Source organism: Neoehrlichia mikurensis (assembly GCF_019186785.1).
GTDB lineage: Bacteria > Pseudomonadota > Alphaproteobacteria > Rickettsiales > Anaplasmataceae > Neoehrlichia > Neoehrlichia mikurensis.
Map to the genome: position 1 here is coordinate 407194 of NZ_CP066557.1, position 22179 is coordinate 429372.

Below are 22179 nucleotides of genomic sequence, written 5' to 3' on the forward strand. Positions count from 1 at the left end.
TAATATTACTATATTCTCTTTAAGTTCATGTATAAAAAGTTTTAAAGCCATGTCCACAGAAAACTCACAAAATAATACAGATACTAATTTAGGTGATACTACTAGTAGTACACATACTCCTCAAAATAATAAGACACATGATAAGGCTACACAACATCCTACAAAAAATCATAAAGAAACTAAGAAATTTACATCAAATATTAATAAATCACCTAACAAAATTGCAGAGAACTTCGCAGAATTAGAGCAATTAAAATCTCAACTAGATCATGTTAAGTCTCAATTTCATCTCGCAGTTGCAGATAAAGAAAATATTAAGCGCCTCATGAAGCAAAATATTGATGATGCAGTTGATCGCGCAATGTCCAATTTTATACGAGAAATCCTAGTATCTTGTGACAATCTTGAAAATGCTATACAAAACCTGAAAGAAGATGATAGTATCCATGAAGGTATTTCCATGACATGGAAAGAACTAGTTAATACTCTAGAGCGTAATGATATAAAAAGAATGTATCCTTTAGAAGAAAAATTTAATCCTCAATTCCACAAAGCTGTATCACAAATCATAAATGATGACAATCCTTCTGGTACTATTTTAAAGGTTATACAGCCTGGTTATACTTTTAAAGCAAAGTTAATACGTCCAGCATCAGTAATAATTTCAAAAACAAGTAAAGAGGAATGAGTTTACCTGTCGTTTTATCAGGTATACAACCAAGCGGTACTATACATTTAGGTAATTATTTGGGTGCAGTACGTAATTGGGTAGAAATACAAAATTCTTATTCTTGCTTTTTTTGTATAGCTGATTTGCATGCATTAACTTCAAGGCATGATACAAAAAGCCTTTTGTTTAATACTATGAAGCTTCTTGCTACATATTTAGCATGTGGAATAGATCCTCATAATGCAATAATTTTTACCCAATCTCACATATCTGAGCATACAGAATTATGTTGGTTATTAAGTTGTATAACGCCTCTTGGATGGCTTAATAGAATGACTCAATTCAAAGAAAAAGGTCAAAGTGCCAGTTCTCTGGGATTATATAGCTATCCAGTATTAATGGCTGCTGATATCCTACTATATAAAACAAATTTTGTACCTGTGGGAAGTGATCAACAACAACATTTAGAATTAGCAAGAGATATTGCAAAAACTTTTAACACTTTATACAATACAGAGTATTTTCAAGTGCCATCACCTATAATCTATAATAATACTGCAAGAATTATGAGTCTAAAAAATGGCACAAAAAAAATGAGTAAATCTGACGCATCTGATTACTCTCGTATTAACCTTGACGATGAGGATAACGTAATATTGCAAAAAATAACAAAAGCAACAACTGATTCTATATTAGGATTCGAATTTGATACTTTAAAAAATAGGCCAGAAATCAACAACCTAATAAATATATATTCAAACTTAGCTGATATACCAAAAGAAAAATTATGCAGTATAATAAGCAACTATAATACCCAAAAATTTAAAAATATGCTGTTAGAGATGATAATTCATAAGATTACTCCTATTAGAAAAAAAATTAAGGAATTGCTTAGCGATATACCATATCTTAAAACAATACTCAACAATGGGAATGAGCAAGCAAAATTCATCGCACATACACATATAAAAGAAATCAAATATATTATTGGTTTTTACACATAATCTTACATTAATAATATTCTTATAAAGTGATAAAATATAATGTTTCATATATCTAAACAGTACTTAAAGATTTTATAAAAATACACTTATCTTTAAAATAAACACACATAAGTAATTTTTTAATAAGTTTACTCAATAAAAGCATCACCAACTAAATATAGTTTAACATTATATAAGTAAAATTATCCGTTTTATGTGCAGAATTAAAAATTTTGTTAATTTCACTTATAATATCATAATTCTCTTAAATAACAGTTTTACACTACAATAACTCATAATAACAAATATTATATTTATTCACTGGTGATTCATATATTTGTAGCCAAAGCTCTCAAACATAAAAGGCTTTTAATCTTTGTATAACATCATAAAAAATATTTGTAATATTACCTGCACCCATAGCAATTACTACATCACCTTCCTGAGCAATAATACTTAAGAAATCCGCTATTTCTGCAGAGGTATTCATAAGTACAATATTATGAAATCCCTGGTTTTTTGTTGAATTTATTAAATCATTACTACTAAAGTGTAATATTTCCCCTTCACCTGCTGCATACACATTTGTTAAAATAACATAATCACATTTTGTAAAAACACGAATAAAATCATTAAAAAAGTATTTTATACGTGTAAATCTATGAGGTTGTATAATACCTATAACTTTTCCTTTTGCAATACAAGATGCTGACAATAAAGATGCTTCTATTTCAGTAGGATGATGGGCATAATCATCAATAAACTTTATCCCCATGATTTCCTCTAATAAAGAAAACCTTCTTTGAACACCAAGAAAATTTTCAACACCTTTTATAGCATCTTTTATCGAAATACCTAATCCTATAGCAACTGATATCGCCGCAGCAGCATTCTTAACATTATGATAACCAATAATAGGCAACTTTATATTTGTATATAGTCCACATTGTATCCCAAAAGATACCATAATATCAAAAATAATTAAATTATACTCTTGCCGTATGTTAAAGGCATAAACATAATTATCACTGGAAAATCCATATGTAATTTTATTACAAGAAATATTGTACAGTAAATTAGCACCTATATTATCTGGCAATACAATAAAGCCTTTTTTAGATACACCTTTCAAAAATTTCAAAAAAGCATTTTCTATGGCATTATAACTCTTATAATAATCAAGATGTTCCAAATCAATGTTTGTAATAACTGCTACATCACAGGAAATATTCATCATTTTTCCATCAGATTCATCAACCTCAATAATTAACCAATCTCCTTTACCTATTTTGATATTATTATTATAACTATTTGCAACACCACCTATTAATACTGTAGGATCCATCCCAGCATAATCAAGAATAGATGATATTAGCCCAGTAGTTGTTGTTTTGCCATGCGATCCAACAATACATACAACACGTTTTAAACGTAAAAAATACAATAACAGATCTACTCTATGTAAGACAATTTTACTAGATATAACTGCTGTACAAAATTCAACATTATCACTTTTAATGGCACTAGAGTAAACTACAACATGAGCGTCTTTGACATAGCTATGATGATGACCAACAAAAACAATAATACCTTTTTTAACTAACTTTTCAGTATTATCATTAATATTAACATCACTACCCTGTACTATATACCCATAACTATACACAAGCTGAGCTAAAGCACTCATCCCTATGCCACCAATTCCAATAAAATGAAATACTGTATAAGAAGAAAAAACTTCCGAGAGCATATTTATCTTATCTACAACACATACGGACGGAGTGGGATTTGAACCCACGGTACGCTATTAACGTACGTCAGTTTTCAAGACTGGTGCCTTAAACCACTCGGCCATCCGTCCACATCACTTGTAACATAATCTTTAAGAATACGCAATAATTACCATTATTTATTCATCATATATAACTTATCAACTAAGTAGTACAATCTTGAATAAGAATATAGAACTTTACAATTATGTTAACACAAATTTCATATCTGATATTACGCTTCATTAACTACCTATTTGAAAATTTTCTTATACAATTTATACTTAATTCTTATTAAAAAACTTACAAATTATTTATTATAAATTTTACCCATAAGATAACTTACACATTACCTATGTAATTAATCCAGTATATTACAATACTATATAAAACAAAATATACTTCAAAAGTACTTAAACATGTACAACATTTTTCTACGCAAAAATAATATTTAATTAAAATTATTTATTAATAGACATTATATATAAAGATAATTCTTAAATTTAACAATAATTGCTTTCTTGTAATTCACAATAATGTTTTAATAACAGCATATATAGTAATTTAAATAATGAATAAAACATATAATAACTGAAAAATTAAATTTAAAGTTTTATAAATTTTACATGAGAGAACAACATGTATAGATGTATTATCCACCTATAAATTTACAATTTTGCAAGAATTGATTTTTATGATAATGGATGTAAACACTATTATTTACAAAAATATTAATATCTTTAATATTTCACACTTCCCAATAATTTTCTCCTACCTATTGTTTGCAACCCTTTTACAATATTAATAAGCAATTTAAATTTTTTTGATCTTATAAACGTTTTTTTATAATACATGAAAATAAAATACTGCTGTGAATATAAAACTACACATTTACCTACCACTTTTTAGCATTATTAGAAACAGTAATTTCTTTACTATCGTATTTAAAATCTTGCTTTATATACTAAACAAATATATAATTAATTGAAGTTAATATCTAAGGGATCAATTATGCATGATATCATAGTACACATGAGTGACGTTAATACAAGTAATTTTAAAATGAATAAGGGTAATTTTACTATTACTAATGGAGACATTACTGTTGAGTCTCATATGCACCAATCTATAGCTGATGCTCCTGATTACTGTAACTTAACAATTAAAAATGATAATGCTTCATCAGAACTCACCAATCTAACAATAGATCGATTACAACTAGACTTACTCAACAATCAGATAGATATCACTTTCTCCACTCCTCATTTAAATGAGCATTATAATAATATCAGTGATATATTTACATCACAAGGTTTTACAATTGATATCATATAAACTATGTAAATATTAAAAAAAGCAGTAATTTGTGTTCGTTATTATTTTATAAGGGGTTATGTAGTTACTATTTATGGTAGTAACTTTAGCTTGTTAAAATAATAAAGGATGTAATGTTTTACACTAATATAATAAAGGGTAGTTGGTATCATTTAGTTCATAAAATATTCAAGAAGTAGATTAGTGTATATAAGGTTAATGTTGTATATTTGTTGTTACTAGTTGCTAATATAATAAAGGTTACTTATGGATACATTTAAGTATATGCAATTTTGCATTAACATAAGTAATCTTATTATTAAGTTAATCTATAAAAGTTATCCACCTAACATATAAAATATTATTATGTAATAAAGTTAAGAATAGTAAGCAATTCAGCGTATAAATGTTATCGTATTTTAAAGCATACTTTTTATTACTTTTATGTATCTTCATTAAAATTTAACATCTATTGTTTATATCTTTCTCCTTTAAAGTAATAAAGGTCATAATATGATGGATTCACATTACAATAGCTCCCAGGACATAGATCCAGCAGATTATTTACATGTTGGCATGCATCTACAAAATATTAATTACATACATTTAGAAAATAACAATTTAAAAATTAATAATGCAGTTGCAAATATTGAATTTAATGATATTAATAGTAATACAAATTTTAATGTTGAAATGGATGATCACACATTAACTATAAAAAATGCACATATTGTACACAGTATGATAAATATGTACGATAAAAATTATGATGCAGTGGTAACAGCAGAATTAGAAGATGTACAGTATGATAAAACACCTATTACTCAATCCATAAATCAACGAAATAATGCTTCATTTATAACAGTAATACCTATGGCTGGTTTTCTAAAAAATCTACCAATTAATTAATACATTAAATAAAAAATACAATTTAAAAATAGCTACGGTTTAAATAACCGTAGCTTATTCTTACTTATCTTCATTTGATAATAACATTAAGTACAATTTATTTTAAATTTATCAGTAAGATACCATAATCATAGCATAATAAGACTTAAACATTATGTATACTAAATTACAATAAGCACTTGTATTACACTTTAAATCTTAACTTACTTTCATTAATATTGTACTTATATAAAAACTCTTAATAAATTCACTAGCTTGATTAACATTATATACCTTCATTAGATATATCATTCCTTCTCCTAACAGTACATATTTTTTACACTACTGTTAATTTTTACCTAAAATCAGCATTTATTACATTTGTAAAGTTAAAATTTAATATGTACATCAATACAAGAAATAAAGCACTTAAAAAATAATCCACTCATAAATAAGTATAGCACCATAAATAATATAATAAAAAGCTATCAGTAATAGATTATATATTGATTTTAATAATACATATCAAAAATTCACACTATACATTATATAATAACTTATAGTTACTAAATTATAACTATATTTTAACATTTTATAATAAAGAATACTTTTAAATTATGGTATATATCTAGTAATATTTTACAGTAAAGCATACTCTTAAATTGCACTATAATCATGTTTTAACATTTCATAATAAAGGATTCCTTAAAATTAATACTATAACCACATTAATTTATTATTCGCTTTAGAAATAATATCTAAATTTGTAATAATTATTACATTTTCCCATTTATATAAGAATATACATATTAGGAAATAATTCACTTTATAGCAAATAGCTAACATTTATTCTAAAAAAATCTTTATCCAAGCTGTATCAGAACACTCATAAACACTACAAATACACACCTTTTAATTAAGAAAACCTTTAACATATAATTATAACTACTAAATACATAGCAGTTTAATTATCACAATAACTTCTACAAAACTTTAAAAAATAATCATTTTTACTCCCATAAAACAAAAAGTAATAACATATATAAAAAAACATTAGCATAATTACAAAACACTACCACAATACCTATATATTATATTTATAATAGAGTTTATAGAGCGCAAAAACATGCAAATTTTATAAAAATATACAGACATTTCCTAATATCCTAAATTGGTATCATTATCAATTGTATAAAACTCACACTGAAAAAGTAAATCCTAATTTAGTATAGAAGATAAAAAAATATTACTTAAAAAACACAGCAACCATACTATAAAATTTTGTGTCAACTAAATTAAATATGTTAATTAATTCAAATTTAACACTTAAATCTTATATCTTTATTTTTCATAACACAGGCATTTAAATGACAAATTTACAGCTATCAAATAGTGAAGCAACAAATAAGCATATGTTATCCGCCGATATTTTCTTAAATAATGTAGATTTAGAAGCTCTAAGTATTACAGATCAACAATATGAAATTCAAAACCCAGATTTTTATATCATATTTACTACTCCACAAAAATCACAAGAATATTTATCAGATAATAAATCCGCAAATGTTAGAATTCTATTTGAGGATCACACAATAAATCTCAACAATGTTGAGACGTTAGACAGCACAGTAAGCTTGCAGGATAAGGACTTTTATGCTGACATTAAACTACCTATTCAAGATTATACATATGATGAAAAGCCCTTTACCGAACATACTAATATATCATATGGCCTTTCAAGAATATCAATAACAGATGATACATCTCCTATTATAAATATATAATAGAGCTTTTATAGCTACGGACTAATAAACCGTAGCTATAAATATAACAATAAACTTCGATTGTATATTTATAAATTCTTCAAGGAAAGCATTTGCAAAAATAATTTAGATAAAATCAACATTCACTCTAATATTCTGTACTCTTTTTTATCTTGTGAATGCACACTAATAAAAAGCATTTTGTAATATTATTAGAAAGATGAAATCTTTAAAAAATATTAATAACATTAATTATAGAGAATAATTTTTTATTCATATAAAACCCTTATCAAAAAAATTAATTATTTTTACAATAAATACATAATATCTATTAACAATAAGCTACTACAACATCTAATTTAAATCAACAATGCTTGTTGCTTATTACAACTATTTTTATTAATTAAGATATTTAAAAAATATAAAATCAAACCTAACTAAAAACATCTAGATTCTTATTTAAAAAAACGTAAATGTATTACATAACGTAGCCATAATACGTAAGAAAGTAAACTTAATTCATATTATAACTTAATATAATAAAGAAAAATGCTCTTTGTGTCTAACCAAAAGTATATATACCTATATACATACAATACTACTATAACCTATCATATTAAATATATTACTAATATATCTACTTTACTCTTGCTAAGCCAATAGTATAAACCTTACACATCATAAATCTATAAGTATTAATTTGATGTTCCCCATATGTATAAATTTTATCATAATTTCATTAAAACTTAACATTTTGTACCTATATAGTTATGCTTCAAATAACAAAGGATATTAATATGATTGACTTACAGCATATACCACACAATTCATCAAATAATATTGAAGATAGTTTTAATCTCATACCACAAATGTATTCAGAACTTTACTTAAAAAACTTTGACCTAGACAGTATCACTAACAATAGCTGTCAGATGCATAATGATAAATTCAAATTTTCACTTAACAGTATCAACAATAATGCAAATATTAATATAGAATATAACAATGATGACACACATCACGTATTATTGATCAAAAATGCAGCAGTATTATCAAGTTTTATAGATTTACACAATAAAGATTTTTATTTTGCATTTGAATTCAATCCTAAAGAAAGCACTCAATTCCACAAATCTATTATTTCTAATAATTTTGTAATTTACAATGCTAATGATAATGACAGTTCAGAGTTAAGAGTACATAAGAACTATAAAGAATCTAATAATCCCATTACTCAACAGATTCAAAGCATAATAGATAATGATGAAATCATACAACAACATATAAGTCAAAACAATGACTCTACGCAGCAAAAAATAATATAAGATCTTTAATACTAGTCACAAGTAAAAACTAAGTTATAATGGCTTTATACCAAATTAACTTATAGCTACGGTTTTTTAAACCGTAGCTCAAACTTAAAATAATAAATCTTCTATATAAAAAGAAATCTTTGACAGAAAAAAATATTAAATAAACTTCGAATATTAAATATACTCCAAATATATAACTGCTTAAATTTATTAACTTTTTATATTAATATATCTTCAAACATTTTGTAAAACGGCATATATTTTTACAAGTAACAACATGATACATTATATCATATCTCTATTTATATAAGTAAATTAGTAAAATGGTCTATTATATATTAGAAAAAGTACCTGCAATATTTATTTAATACAGTTAACTTATGAATAGTTATATAATTATTGACTAAGCATAGTAAAAACTATTTAACTTTTATTAAATGTCTTAAAGTACATATAAATTTTTAATACAGTAACCTCATTAATTATCAGGGGCCATTTATCAATAAAATTAAATCACCCTCTGACATGTAAGTTTTATTACACTATTTTATCAAAAATCACACTACACAATATAATTTAAAATTTGTTTATACTACGAGAATTTTTTATTCGCTAAATTTGATAAAGTCATGATATCTTCATAACAGTTTAATACTTATAACTTATATACTTATCATAACTTTAAAAAAACTACGGTATTATATGGATAACTTACAAACTGGTACATTATTACATGATCATAGTCCTCAAAATTACAGTGAAGAAATAGTACAAATACATACTCACATACATATAAAAAATATTGATGTTAATAACATGAACATTGATAATAGTAATTTTACAGTACAAAATAAAGATTTTAGCACCACAATCAAGGATTGTAATTATAAAATACATAATCCCCATATTACTTCTATCTTCAACAATGCAGAAGCTCCTACAAAAGTAGATATTAACTTCTACAATCACACATTAACTTTTAATGATGCAAATATAATAGCCATTATAGACATGGACAATAAATCCTTTGACATGGATATTATATCTAATACAGATAATGTACAATATGACAATGAACGTACTGATCCTATTAATATACATGATAATGACTCATATATATCAATGACACCAGAAACATTAAGAGAACTCTATCCAGAATATTTCATATGAATAAGGAATAACAAACAATTATAATGCATTGCATAGTTAACAACACAAACTTAGAAATAGTGTTCCAGCATTAAACATAAAGCCAATTCCTAACTAAAATAAAACTATATACTATAATTGCAATATATAATTAAGTAGTCATTAAATATAATAAAAAAGAAATTTGGTCGGAATGATGGGATTCGAACCCACGACCTCCAGTCCCCCAGACTGACACGCTAACCCAAGCTGCGCTACATTCCGTTATATTAAGCAAAAAACTCTCTTAATCCCATATACTTACTTATATCATGGAATTAAATGTCTTAAGCAGCCATGTCATAAATACACATAAATTATCATTATAAATCTTCAATATAGTTAACCTTACCACTATTTTATTCAAAATGTATCATAATAAAGCACGCAATAACTGTCTAATCAACATAGAACAAATATTTACTATAACTTCACCTTAACCCATATTTTAAAAATGTATCATAATAAAGCACGCAATAACCACTTAATAATATCAACATAGAGCAAATTATTTTATTGAATAGTATAAACATTACATTCTTTATCCAATTTAATTATATATTTCACAAATATTTAAAAATCACATATCATTACTAAACTACGTATAAAAAATATCGTAAATACACAAAGACTAATCCATACTATTAAATTATAAGTATAAAATCAGACTTAATATGCGCTAAACTTTGCAGTTTTAATCTTACATATTGTTTTCTATTCTCACTATTCATTAAATTTTGTCTAACAAAAAGTCTCTTAATTTTATTATATCACTTAGCAAACTTAATAAAGTTTGCTTATCATCAATTAAACTTTTATCATTAATCATATTCAGTCTTTGCTGAACTCCCTTAATAGTATATCCATTATCGTATAACCAATATTTTATTTTTTTAATTATTTCTATATTATTTTGATCATATAACCTTCTTCCTCTACGTTTAATAGGATTAATTTGGCCAAATTTTCCTTCCCAAAACCTCAATACAGACTGCTCAACACCTATTATCTTTGCAACTTCCCCTATAGTATAAAGCTTTTTTTTATACTCCTGATATAATATCTCATTATTACATGCATTTTTTTTCATTATGATTCATCAGAATTAATAAACTGCTTCACAAGTACAGAAGGATAAAATGAGATCGTATTATGTTCTTTTATTATAAAATTTTCTAAAGTTCTTGGATTGCGTCCAATACGTTCTTTTTTTTTATATACTTTAAAAGTTCCAAAAGAAGAAATCTTTAATATGTGTTCTTTTGTCAAAGATAACACCATTTCTTCCAAAATTTCCCCAACAATTGATAAAGAATCTTCTCGTGATAATCCAACTTCCTTATTAATGACTTCAGCAATTTTTGCTTTTGTGAGAGTTTGAGTCATATTTTATAAGCATTAATCCAAATTATGTAATTTTACATTATTTGCAAAAAGTATCAAGTTTATATATAGTTCGACTTATTACTTATATGTATAGACAATAACATGCCTATTAACACCATACTTGTTAATGTAACACTACCCCCATACGATAAAAAAGGTAATGGAACACCAACAATTGGTAGCATACCTGTAACCATCCCTATATTAACTATAAAATGCATAAAAAAAAACATAGATATACCTACAGCAACTAATTTATGAAAAGTATTCTCAGCACATAAAGCTATATATAATCCCGTATTAATAAGAAGACTATACAATACAAATAATATAATAACACCAACGAAACCTCTTTCCTCACTAAATAGCGTAAATACAAAATCTGTTTGTTTTTCAGGTAAAAAACTCAACTGTGCTTGACTACCTTTAACAAAGCCTTTACCATATAATCTACCAGAGCCTATTGCTATTTGCGATTGCAATGTATTGTATCCAGAACCTAAAGGGTCTTTTTCAGGATGAAAAAAAGATATAATTCTGCTTTTTTGATAAAAATGAAGAAAATTCCACATAACAGGTGAAACCCCTACAAGCACAATAAAAAATAATATTAAGTACCGGCTATTAACTGCAATAAACATCACCAATAAAGATATTGCTAACATTATACTTGCTGTACCAAGATTGGGTTGCTTTAGAACTAATAATATAAGTGGCAACACAACTAGAATACACCCTACTATATTTTTAAGTTCCATTAATTGATAAAAATTTTTATCATAAAAATAACGGGCCAAAACAAATATTAAGGCAATCTTTGCAAATTCAGATGGTTGAAAATTAAATTTACCAAATCTAATCCATCTCGTTGCACCCATGACTGAAATTCCACACATATGAATTAACGATAACAAAATAAAAGCCATTACATATATATGATATACATACTTAATATACTTATCTACCTTTATACACGATATCATTACCACTAATGGAAGTGACAATATAAAAATATTTAATTGATGACTTGCAAAAGGAGTCCATTGTCCACCAGAAGCAGAATATTGTATGCTAATGCCTATTAAAAATAAGCATATGACATTCATTATTAAAAGATAGTTAATTTTTGACAAATGTCTGATAACAATTTTATAAATTTTCATTACAAAAACAGTAATTAGATTAGAAATACTATATCAACTATTAAAATATAGCTAATTTTCAGTAAATTTTTTATAGCAACTTTACAAATTTTCATTACAGAAATAATAATTATATATTGGTATCATAGTAAAAAATCTTGTCAGTTATTTATTTAAGATTCATAATAAGTAGCATGTCAATATAGTTACTAACAATGAAATACATTATTAATATACTCAGCAACAGGTACTTTATTATCATCTTTTGTATTACATCTATTATCACATTTATTGCAATAAATAACTTTTCGTTCGATATAGAAGGCATACATAACAAACCTATAGTAATACAGGAAATTAACTCTGATCAATCTCTTTTAAAATTAATGTCACATATAAATTCAGACATTACACTTTTAACATTATACACATCCTGGTGCAGAAGTTGTATACAAAAAATTCCAGAAATTAACAAATTCCTTGAAAATAATAAAAAAATCATCCCTGTTATGATATCGCTAGATGAAAATAAAAACAAACTAATATCTTTTTTACAAGAACAGAAAAAAATAAACTTCATTCCATATAACATTACACCTATTTACATAAAGAAATTATTATATGCATTAATGAGTAAAGGAATATATTTTGATGGTAAAATACCTTATATTGCAATTCTTAGCAGTAATACTGCTCCTATAACAAACATTACTAATATAAATCAAATGAATACTTACATAGAAAAAATTATAAATAAACAACATGATAAATAGTATAAAGGACAAAGATGTTGCAATAATAATGGGTAGTCAGTCAGATTTCCCAACAATGAATAATGCAATATGTATATTAAAGGAATTAGATATCACGTTTACAGCCCTTATAGTGTCTGCACATAGAACACCAGACAGACTATATAATTTTGCAAAATCAGCACAAAGTATAGGACTCAAAATCATTATAGCTGGAGCAGGTGGCGCAGCTCATTTACCAGGAATGGTTGCATCACTTACTACAATTCCAGTAATAGGAGTGCCTATAAAAAGTAAATTATTAAATGGAATAGATAGTCTATTATCCATTGTTCAAATGCCTAAAGGCACACCTGTTGCAACAATGGCTATAGGTCCTCAAGGAGCAGCAAACGCTGCATTGATGGCAGCATCCATTTTAGGTTTGAATAATCACAAGATCTCTAATAAGCTTACACAATGGAAAAATAAACTTTCATCCGACATAGCTGTGTACCCACTTACAATGTAATAAACTATGTATAAATTTATAAATCTTCAATTCCGTACGTACTTTTTATAACCTAATATTCTGTATATATTTGCTTTACATGTTAGTAGATATATAAAATCTCACATAAGACATATAGACTATACAATATAATGTTCTACTTCAATAAATAAAATAATATCCTTAATATAACAATCGCTTCTAATGAATATTTCATAACTTTAAAATAAAAGACATATTTTACTTTATAATGCGACCTATAACTCTACTAAATAATACCGATATACTACATTTTTCAACTTAAATCTGAAAATTGGTATATAATGCATATGCTAAGTAAATAACTTTTTGCTAGAAATCTACACAAATTGCATAATGACACTAATAAATTATCTCAGCATAATAAAAATATTCATTATTTTAACAATATTACTTATATAAAGTTTTTTATTTCAAAAGCAATCATTACCAATACAATATATACCACCCTTCTTAAATGCAAGATAATATAAGATTGGTAATCACTTGTATAATATCCTAAAATTTATTACAAAATAAATTTTCTAGTTATTCTGTAAAATTAAAAATCCTACATAGGATATATCATATATATCCATATTATCAACATTGTTATTGATGATAAGCTTATTATCTGATAATGTTATACTTTAGTGTTTATAGACTTATAGATTAATTTCCTTAGAGCAAAATAAGTGACAACAATTGCCATAATTATCGTTGCTTCAGGCGTAGGTAGCAGATGTAAAAATATTACTTTACCTAAACAATATAGTTTACTAAGCAATCATTCAGTTCTTCATCATACAATAAGTAGTATTCTATACCACCCTGCTATTAATTACATACAGGTTATAATTAAAAAGGATCACAAATATTTATATGACAGTGTTGTTTCTAATATTTATAATAAAAAAATTTTACCACCTATATATGGTGGGAATAGAAGACAAGATTCTGTAAGATTAGGACTGCAAGGTATAGCACATATTAAACCTGATTTTGTGCTTATACATGATGCATGCCGTCCTTTTATAACACATGATTTGGTTAATAACATTATAAAAATGCTAGATCAATATGAAGGAGCTGTACCAGTACTATCAATTAACGAAACTATTAAAATAGTACATAACAATATTATTATCAATAGCATCAATAGAGACTCAGTAAAAATTATACAAACCCCCCAAGCTTATCAATACCAAAACATATTAACTTGCCATGAACGAATATATGCAACAGATCCACATAAAGAATTTACTGACGACTTATCTATCATGCTAGATTATAATATCACTGTCGCAACAGTGAAAGGACACCCTGACAATATTAAGATTACTACTTTTGAAGATTTATGTAGAGCAAGAATATACGTTTACAACAATTTATCTATAATCAAGAAATCAAATATATAAAGGAAAATTATATAATTAATTGCTTGATTCTCATTAAAGTTTTTTTTAAAACCACCTATAAGATTTTGTAATATGTCATTGTAAATAAAGTATATTATCAATAAAAAAATTTACATAAATTATAACCTCCATAAAGGAGATCAAAGCCTGCAAAATATATATTAAAACACTTATGATTCTTATTTTATATAAATGCTACATTGTATAAATAAATATGGTTATATAAATAACACCTTCATATACGTAACATCTACATGCAATAAGCTAATAATAACAACCATATTTTTGTTGATATTAAACATATAATTAACTTTTTAAAATTAAAACTAAAATAAAATTGATTTTTACTATTTGTACACCTGTATAAGCAAAAATTTAATCAAGATAAATTATAGAGTAAAAAGAAGTTTTGTATCTACATATAATTTATTGTACAGTAATAATAAATATCAAAATTAAGCAAAAATTTAATCAAGATAAATTATAGAGTAAAAAGAAGTTTTGTATCTACATATAATTTATTGTACAGTAATAATAAATATCAAAATTATTCTAACTCTTTAATAAAAACCTATGTTTAATAACAAACCTCTTTTTAGAGTAGGAATTGGATACGACGTTCATCAATTAATTAACACAGATAACAAAGAACAATTCATTACTATATGTGGAATAAAAATACCTCATAATAAAAAAATAAAGGCACATTCAGACGGAGACTTAGGAATACATGCATTAACAGATGCTATTCTAGGATGCGTAGGATGTGGAAGTATAGGACAGCACTTTCCAGATACAGATCTAAAATTTCATAAAATAGATTCTAGCATATTTTTATTAGAAGCACAAAAAAAAGCCAAGGAAAAAGGATATACTATTTCAAATATAGACATAATTATTATTTGCCAACAACCAAAAATTATGCCTTATTCACTACAAATGCAACAATACTTAACAGACTTACTACAATTAGATTTCAATATGGTCAATATAAAAGCAGTTACAACTGAAAAACTAGGTTTTATAGGAAAAGAACAAGGTATCGCTGCACAAGCTATTGTTGGATGCTCATTAATTATATAGATTATAGTATCATTACATATCAATTAATGATAAAATAACTCTTTTAACATGATTCACATAAATATGGGATTAAATTGTGGTATCGTTGGATTACCCAACGTTGGCAAATCAACATTATTTAATGCACTTACACAAACCATGTTAGCTGAAGTTGCTAATTATCCTTTTTGTACAATAGAACCAAATATAGGCAAAGCAATAATATATGACAATAGACTAAAAACCTTAGCTTCTATTGCACAATCTCGAAAAACTATATTCAATCAAATTGAATTTGTAGATATCGCTGGTTTAATTAGTGGTGCTAGTAATGGTGAAGGATTGGGAAATAAGTTTTTAGGGCATATTAGAGAAGTTGATGCTATTGTTCATGTATTAAGATGCTTTCAAGATAATAATATTACTCATGTACATAAAACTATAGATCCTATCCATGATGCAGAAATTGTTGAAATAGAATTAATATTAGCTGATATCGAAACTCTCAAACGCCGGTTACCAACTATCGAAAAAACCGTTAAATCAAATAAAGAATCACAAAAAAAATTGAATATTATATTAGAAGTACTAAAAGTTTTAGAAACCGGACAACCAGCAAGAAATATAACAAACGTTGACTATCATACACTACAACAATTACAATTAATTACCACAAAACCCATCATGTATGTTTGTAATGTTGAAGATACAAATGTAGCACATGGTAACAACTTTTCAGAACAAGTTAAATCAATAGCCGAAAAAAATCATAATCAAGTTTGTTGTATATCAGCAAAACTCGAAAATGAAATATTAACACTTGATAATGAAGAAGATAGGCAAGTTTTTCTTTCTGAGTTTGGTCTTAAAGAATCTTGCATACACACTATAACAAAAAGTATTTATACATTACTTAATATGATTACTTTTTTTACTGTTGGCCCTAAAGAAGCAAGAGCATGGCCTATTAAAAGATTTACAACAGCCGATAAAGCAGCAAGTGTTATCCATACTGATTTTGAAAAAGGATTTATCAAAGCAGAAACTATAAGCTTTCACGATTATGTCCAATATAATGGCACCATAGGATGTAGAGAAGCAGGAAAAGTAAGATTGGAAGGCAAAGAATACATAGTACAAGACGGAGATGTAATACATTTTAGAGTTAATAAATAAGCTCTATACATATTAAAACAGTTGCCATTATAAATTATATGTTATATCGCTATGTATCACGCTTTTAATGCTACATATATTCATATATGTGCAAAATTTGTATGCAAAAAAATAACCCCCAAAATAATGTTATTGTTTTTTAATTAAAAGATAAAAAAATCTTATATCATATTTTAATTTTTAAATTTTCTTCTAATTAGTAAATCACATTTCTTTTACAATTTTGTATTTATGTAAACTATCAAGCACATTCAAAACGAAAATATTAAAAAATTTCTCAATCAAACTTTATAATAGAATTCTACATCACTACATAGTAACAATTACAGCACACACATTCACAAAAGAATAATTACTAAGTAAGACATAGAATTCCAATAAGTCATAATAATAAACTGTTTATTGAAAATTTTTTAAAAACTTGATATAAAAAATTTTTCATTTACCATAAAAATTAAATAAACATTCGTATAAAAAATATTTTCTTTTATTAATAAAAAAATACAATATTTCTCAGTTATAGGAGGTATATTTAGTAATTTAATACAATGTTTATGCAAAAAATTAAATAATAAAAAATGTTAAATTTTGATAATACATTAACTTCAACACAATATTAAATGTAACAATAATGACTATAACTCTCTTTAACATAAACTTATAACACTTTATCATATAAATGACCGCACCACCACCTAAGTATTAATAATTTTAATACTATTAATATTTTCAAGAACACTATCAACATAATCACATACTATCCCCCACCCTTTAAGGCAAACAATTCAATATGGTTAGTTATTCACTATTAAACAATTAATGCTGATGTTACTTTTTATAGAAATATTCTAATAAGTAAAACTCATAATATAAAAAAACTAATATTTTTCACATTTACCAAAATAAGACCCTCAACTAAAAAGTTGAAACATTTTATTGTATTTACTAATCAATAATTAATCAGTTCAATACTTAAAATTACATTCCGTTAATAAATAATTTGCACATAAAATATTGATCAGATTTCATATCAATAATTTTATCTATTTAAGTATAATAATAAATAACAATACATCATCCTTTACACCTCTGTACCACCAACTGTAATTAAATCTATTTTTACTGTAGGCTGGCCCACACCTACAGGAATATCTTGCCCATTTTTAGAACAAGTCCCTACCCCAGGATCTAGCTTTAAGTCATTGCCAACCATTGATACTTTTGTTAAAACATCAGGACCACTCCCTATTAATGTTGCCCCTTTCACAGGATAAGTTATTTTACCATTTTCTATCAAATAACTTTCTGACGCTGAAAAAACAAACTGACCTGATGTTATATCAACCTGTCCCCCACCAAAGTTTACAGCATAAAGACCTTTTGTCACACTAGCAATAATCTCATCTGCATCATAATTACCTGAAAGCATATAAGTATTTGTCATACGAGGCATAATTACGCTTTGATAATTTTGTCTTCTACCATTACCTGTGGAAGTAGTACCCATAAGTTTGGCATTCATATTATCTTGCATATACGACAACAAAATACCATCTTCTATCAATACATTATATCTTGATGGATTACCTTCATCATCTATATTAATAGAACCTCTAAGCTTTTCTATTGTACCATTATCAACCACCGTAATACCCTTAGCTGCAACTTGTTTTCCTATGGAATTAGAAAAAGCTGACACTTTTTTACGATTAAAGTCGCCCTCTAATCCATGTCCTACTGCTTCATGTAACAAAACACCTGGAAACCCAGGTCCTAATACTACAACCATTTCACCAGCAGGAGAAGGAATCGCTTCTAAATTTACTAAAGATTGGCGTAATGCCTCATCAGCAACTTCTTTCCATTTTTTCTCTATAACAAAATCAATACAGCTTGATCTTCCTCCATGTCCAGCACTGCCATATTCCTTTCTATTATCTTTCTCTAAAAGCACAAAAACATTAAACCTAACAAGCGGTCTTATATCACTAACTCTATAGCCATCTTGTCTTATTATCTGCACAACTTGCCATTGTGTACTAATAGAAGCTTTTACCTGTTTTACATATTGATTTTTACCACGTAAATAAGCATCAACACTTTGCAAAACTGTCACTTTATCATCAAAAGACATTTCATCAATAGGATTTACATTAGAATACAACATTAAACTAGGTTTCTTTAAAATGACTCTATTATTACCTGTACTATTAAACCCCATGGAATTTACTATATCTGCTGCTTTCTTAATTTCTACTTCACTAATTTCAGAAGAACATACAAAAGAAGTAATGCTATCATAAAAAGATCTAAGCCCAAATCCTTTACGAACATTAAAGTCAGCATTTTTTATAATACCATTTTCAATACTTACAGTTTCTGATTGACATAACTCTAAAAATAATTCACCACCATCTGATTTATGTAAAGCATTTTTTACAATGTCACAAATATTACTTAAATTTACTGAATAAGAATCAAATAATATATTATCTACATCTAACATTTCCATTTTATACTCTTTTACTTTATACTTAATAAGTATACTAGGTGCTTTTCAACAATCAATTATTATAATAACCACTTTTAATAAGTATTAATCAAGGAATTGGTATACAAATTCGCTTTGGATGCTAGAAATCTTATGCGATTATGAAATTTTTATCTGAATATACGTTAAAAAAGAATGAATTTATTTACTAAACGTAAAAAATAGATTACTATATTTACTATATGTTAATTAAAATATCACCATGTTAAAAACAATTCACTACTCTGGTGAGTGTACCACTACAAAAGATTTTCTTGAAAAGAACAATTTTATAATAAACATAACATCAATAATACAAAATATATACCCTATAAATCAGGATAATATAAATATTAAAATAGAACATTATAGCCACTATGATCAATCCTTAATGATTACACTTCATATGTATAATCATCTAAATAATAGCACATGTATTAACACATCATATGCGCAACAAGAATATCACAATTATATTATATCAGAAAAGATCAACGACCTTTTTAATTTGTACATTATACCAGTATTTATATTACCAAATATATATGTTACTAATGCAGTAAATAATTCTAGTAATACAAAAATATCCGATATATTATCTAAGATCACAACAACACTACATTATGTAGGTGATATCGTAGATAGCAAAGAAAATAATGTACCTACTGATCAAATAATAACTTGTATTAAACAAAAATCTATAGGCATCATTGATAATACGTACATCACATTAGCTAATATTTCCGTTAGTCAACTTCTTGGTTGTAATATATCCCTAAATGATAACACAGCTTTTTCATGCATAATCAAAATAAATCCATCATTAATACTAAATGCTGCTAATTATGTGCAAAAATATAATATAGACTATATAACATACAACTTGCAATTAAATCAAATATTAAAGGCATATAATAAAATTATATCTGATACTTATCTATACACAAAAACATATAATACGGCACTTACATTGTACAGAAATATTATTTTACCGCATCAAATCAATACATGTATAATGACAGACATAAAAAATACAAATATCCCACAAATAGTCACACAACAACAATACCAATCAAATGTAACATTTCATGAATTAGATATCAAACATCTTCAGTCTCTTCCTCCTATATTATATTTTGCATTACGCAGTAAAAATATCAAACCTCATAAGCATAATTATACCATAATACCTACAAAAGCAGCATATGAAGTAAATGCAGATGCAGATTTACTTAATAATCTTATACAATATATAGATTTCTTAACAAAAAATCACTTACCGCATTATACAATAAAATTTAAAATTTTATCATCAGGTTATAAATTTAAACTTTCTAACAATGCAGACCTCAAAACATTTATTAATAACGCTTATAAAAAAAGTCTTGCACAACATAAAATGATCAATATATTAGAGCTAATGGATTCTTCTAGCTTCATAATAACAGTTATGAAGAATGCTGTAGCTTGTAGCACAAAATTACAAAGTGCATCCTATAAAACTAATAATACTCTACCAACAACATCACAACAATCAAATGATGGCTCTATAACACAGCTAACACCAACTAACAATTATTACAAAAAAATCTTTTCAATAACCAATATATACAAGGTATTATATAGAATGAAAATCTCTACATTTACACAATCACAACCCATAGACACTTTATCAATATCGCAACAATTAGATCTCATTGATAGAGAACAATGTGCATTAGGTAATATTGTTCATACGTCACACAATACTAATAATCCAATATACACAAAACAAGAAACATACCATCTTCATGAGAAACAAGAAAACACTCCACATAGAGATCATAATATGAGCGCTAGTGAAGAGACTTTAATAACACGCTCACAATCTATAACTGACAAAAAAAATATAAAAAAACATACCATTATAACTATTGCTTTCATATCTTCAGTTGTGTTAGCAAACATTTTATATTATAGCTATATCAGTACCCATTATATTACTAATATTACACATAGAAAGTCTGCTGATATAATTTTTGCAATAGGATCATTATTTCTTATATTATTTACAATTTGCGCACAACTAGCAGTAAATTACAAAAAACAATATTTAAATCAAGAATATGATTTTTTCCAAAATCACCTTACAGATGTAAGTACTTCAGCACCTCATTATCCCATTTTTGAAGTGCTATAATTTTTTTTAACTTCAACAAACAAATATATAGAACAACATTATCCATATTACCACAAGCTGACCATTACCTTAATATTTCATTCAGTAATAGGTATTCCCCCCCCCCTTAGTATATCTATTAAAGGCAACATAAGACCC

Annotated in this window: 18 protein-coding genes and 2 tRNA genes; 13 read left to right on the forward strand and 7 right to left on the reverse strand. The window is 26.1% G+C overall.

Annotated elements, in window-relative coordinates; all coding sequences use genetic code 11:
• Window positions 1–49 precede the first annotated feature (49 nt).
• Together HL033_RS01575 and trpS are read left to right on the forward strand one after the other, a co-directional pair.
• Window positions 50–688: a nucleotide exchange factor GrpE gene (locus HL033_RS01575; protein WP_218194343.1), complete on the forward strand. Its 639-nt coding sequence runs from the start codon at window positions 50–52 to the stop codon at window positions 686–688.
• Window positions 685–1674: a tryptophan--tRNA ligase gene (gene trpS, locus HL033_RS01580; RefSeq protein ID WP_218194344.1), complete on the forward strand. Its 990-nt coding sequence runs from the start codon at window positions 685–687 to the stop codon at window positions 1672–1674. The genes HL033_RS01575 and trpS overlap by 4 nt, the downstream gene beginning before the upstream one ends.
• 331 nt (window positions 1675–2005) lie before the next feature.
• On the opposite strand, the gene murC is transcribed toward trpS, so the two are convergent.
• Together murC and HL033_RS01590 are read right to left on the reverse strand one after the other, a co-directional pair.
• Window positions 2006–3403 carry a UDP-N-acetylmuramate--L-alanine ligase gene (gene murC / locus HL033_RS01585; RefSeq protein ID WP_218194345.1) on the reverse strand — a complete coding sequence of 466 codons (1398 nt, stop codon included), beginning with the start codon at window positions 3401–3403 and terminating at the stop codon, window positions 2006–2008.
• Between the two features lie 23 nt (window positions 3404–3426).
• A tRNA-Ser gene (locus HL033_RS01590) sits at window positions 3427–3514 on the reverse strand.
• Between the two features lie 919 nt (window positions 3515–4433).
• On the opposite strand from HL033_RS01590, the gene HL033_RS01595 reads away from it, so the two are divergent.
• The 5 genes from HL033_RS01595 to HL033_RS01615 all read left to right on the forward strand — a co-directional run bounded on the left by HL033_RS01595 (window position 4434) and on the right by HL033_RS01615 (window position 9870).
• Entirely contained in the window at window positions 4434–4757 is a 324-nt protein-coding gene (locus HL033_RS01595; RefSeq protein ID WP_218194346.1) for a hypothetical protein, read from the forward strand.
• 492 nt (window positions 4758–5249) lie between these two features.
• Window positions 5250–5645 carry a hypothetical protein gene (locus tag HL033_RS01600; RefSeq protein WP_218194347.1) on the forward strand — a complete coding sequence of 132 codons (396 nt, stop codon included), beginning with the start codon at window positions 5250–5252 and terminating at the stop codon, window positions 5643–5645.
• A 1346-nt stretch (window positions 5646–6991) separates the two neighbouring features.
• Window positions 6992–7408: a hypothetical protein gene (locus HL033_RS01605; protein WP_218194348.1), complete on the forward strand. Its 417-nt coding sequence runs from the start codon at window positions 6992–6994 to the stop codon at window positions 7406–7408.
• Window positions 7409–8184: 776 nt separating this feature from the next.
• A complete protein-coding gene (locus tag HL033_RS01610; RefSeq protein WP_218194349.1) occupies window positions 8185–8712 on the forward strand; it encodes a hypothetical protein in 528 nt (175 codons plus the stop codon).
• Between the two features lie 690 nt (window positions 8713–9402).
• Window positions 9403–9870 carry a hypothetical protein gene (locus HL033_RS01615; RefSeq protein WP_218194350.1) on the forward strand — a complete coding sequence of 156 codons (468 nt, stop codon included), beginning with the start codon at window positions 9403–9405 and terminating at the stop codon, window positions 9868–9870.
• A gap of 164 nt (window positions 9871–10034) precedes the next feature.
• On the opposite strand, the gene HL033_RS01620 is transcribed toward HL033_RS01615, so the two are convergent.
• The 4 genes from HL033_RS01620 to rodA form a co-directional block, all read right to left on the reverse strand.
• A tRNA-Pro gene (locus HL033_RS01620) sits at window positions 10035–10113 on the reverse strand.
• Between the two features lie 505 nt (window positions 10114–10618).
• Complete coding sequence (locus HL033_RS01625; protein ID WP_218194351.1) at window positions 10619–10978, reverse strand: MerR family transcriptional regulator; 360 nt, start codon at window positions 10976–10978, stop codon at window positions 10619–10621.
• Entirely contained in the window at window positions 10978–11274 is a 297-nt protein-coding gene (locus HL033_RS01630) for an integration host factor subunit alpha (RefSeq protein WP_218194352.1), read from the reverse strand. Before HL033_RS01630 ends, HL033_RS01625 begins: the two co-directional genes overlap by 1 nt.
• A 59-nt stretch (window positions 11275–11333) precedes the next feature.
• A complete protein-coding gene (rodA, locus tag HL033_RS01635; protein ID WP_254815684.1) occupies window positions 11334–12437 on the reverse strand; it encodes a rod shape-determining protein RodA in 1104 nt (367 codons plus the stop codon).
• 194 nt (window positions 12438–12631) lie between these two features.
• On the opposite strand from rodA, the gene HL033_RS01640 reads away from it, so the two are divergent.
• The 5 genes from HL033_RS01640 to ychF all read left to right on the forward strand — a co-directional run bounded on the left by HL033_RS01640 (window position 12632) and on the right by ychF (window position 17332).
• Window positions 12632–13189, forward strand: coding sequence for a TlpA family protein disulfide reductase (locus HL033_RS01640; protein ID WP_218194353.1), 558 nt, complete (start codon window positions 12632–12634; stop codon window positions 13187–13189).
• A complete protein-coding gene (purE, locus tag HL033_RS01645; protein ID WP_218194354.1) occupies window positions 13179–13679 on the forward strand; it encodes a 5-(carboxyamino)imidazole ribonucleotide mutase in 501 nt (166 codons plus the stop codon). Before HL033_RS01640 ends, purE begins: the two co-directional genes overlap by 11 nt.
• A gap of 692 nt (window positions 13680–14371) precedes the next feature.
• Window positions 14372–15094: an IspD/TarI family cytidylyltransferase gene (locus tag HL033_RS01650; RefSeq protein ID WP_218194355.1), complete on the forward strand. Its 723-nt coding sequence runs from the start codon at window positions 14372–14374 to the stop codon at window positions 15092–15094.
• 573 nt (window positions 15095–15667) lie between these two features.
• Entirely contained in the window at window positions 15668–16177 is a 510-nt protein-coding gene (gene ispF, locus HL033_RS01655) for a 2-C-methyl-D-erythritol 2,4-cyclodiphosphate synthase (RefSeq protein ID WP_218194356.1), read from the forward strand.
• Between the two features lie 63 nt (window positions 16178–16240).
• Window positions 16241–17332 (forward strand): redox-regulated ATPase YchF, encoded by a 1092-nt coding sequence (gene ychF, locus HL033_RS01660; protein ID WP_218194484.1) that lies wholly within the window; start codon window positions 16241–16243, stop codon window positions 17330–17332.
• Between the two features lie 1081 nt (window positions 17333–18413).
• Here ychF and tldD read toward each other — a convergent pair.
• Complete coding sequence (gene tldD, locus HL033_RS01665) at window positions 18414–19838, reverse strand: metalloprotease TldD (RefSeq protein ID WP_218194485.1); 1425 nt, start codon at window positions 19836–19838, stop codon at window positions 18414–18416.
• Window positions 19839–20085: 247 nt separating this feature from the next.
• Here tldD and HL033_RS01670 point away from each other — a divergent pair, with 247 nt between their 5' ends.
• Window positions 20086–22041 carry a hypothetical protein gene (locus HL033_RS01670; protein ID WP_218194357.1) on the forward strand — a complete coding sequence of 652 codons (1956 nt, stop codon included), beginning with the start codon at window positions 20086–20088 and terminating at the stop codon, window positions 22039–22041.
• Window positions 22042–22179 lie beyond the last annotated feature (138 nt).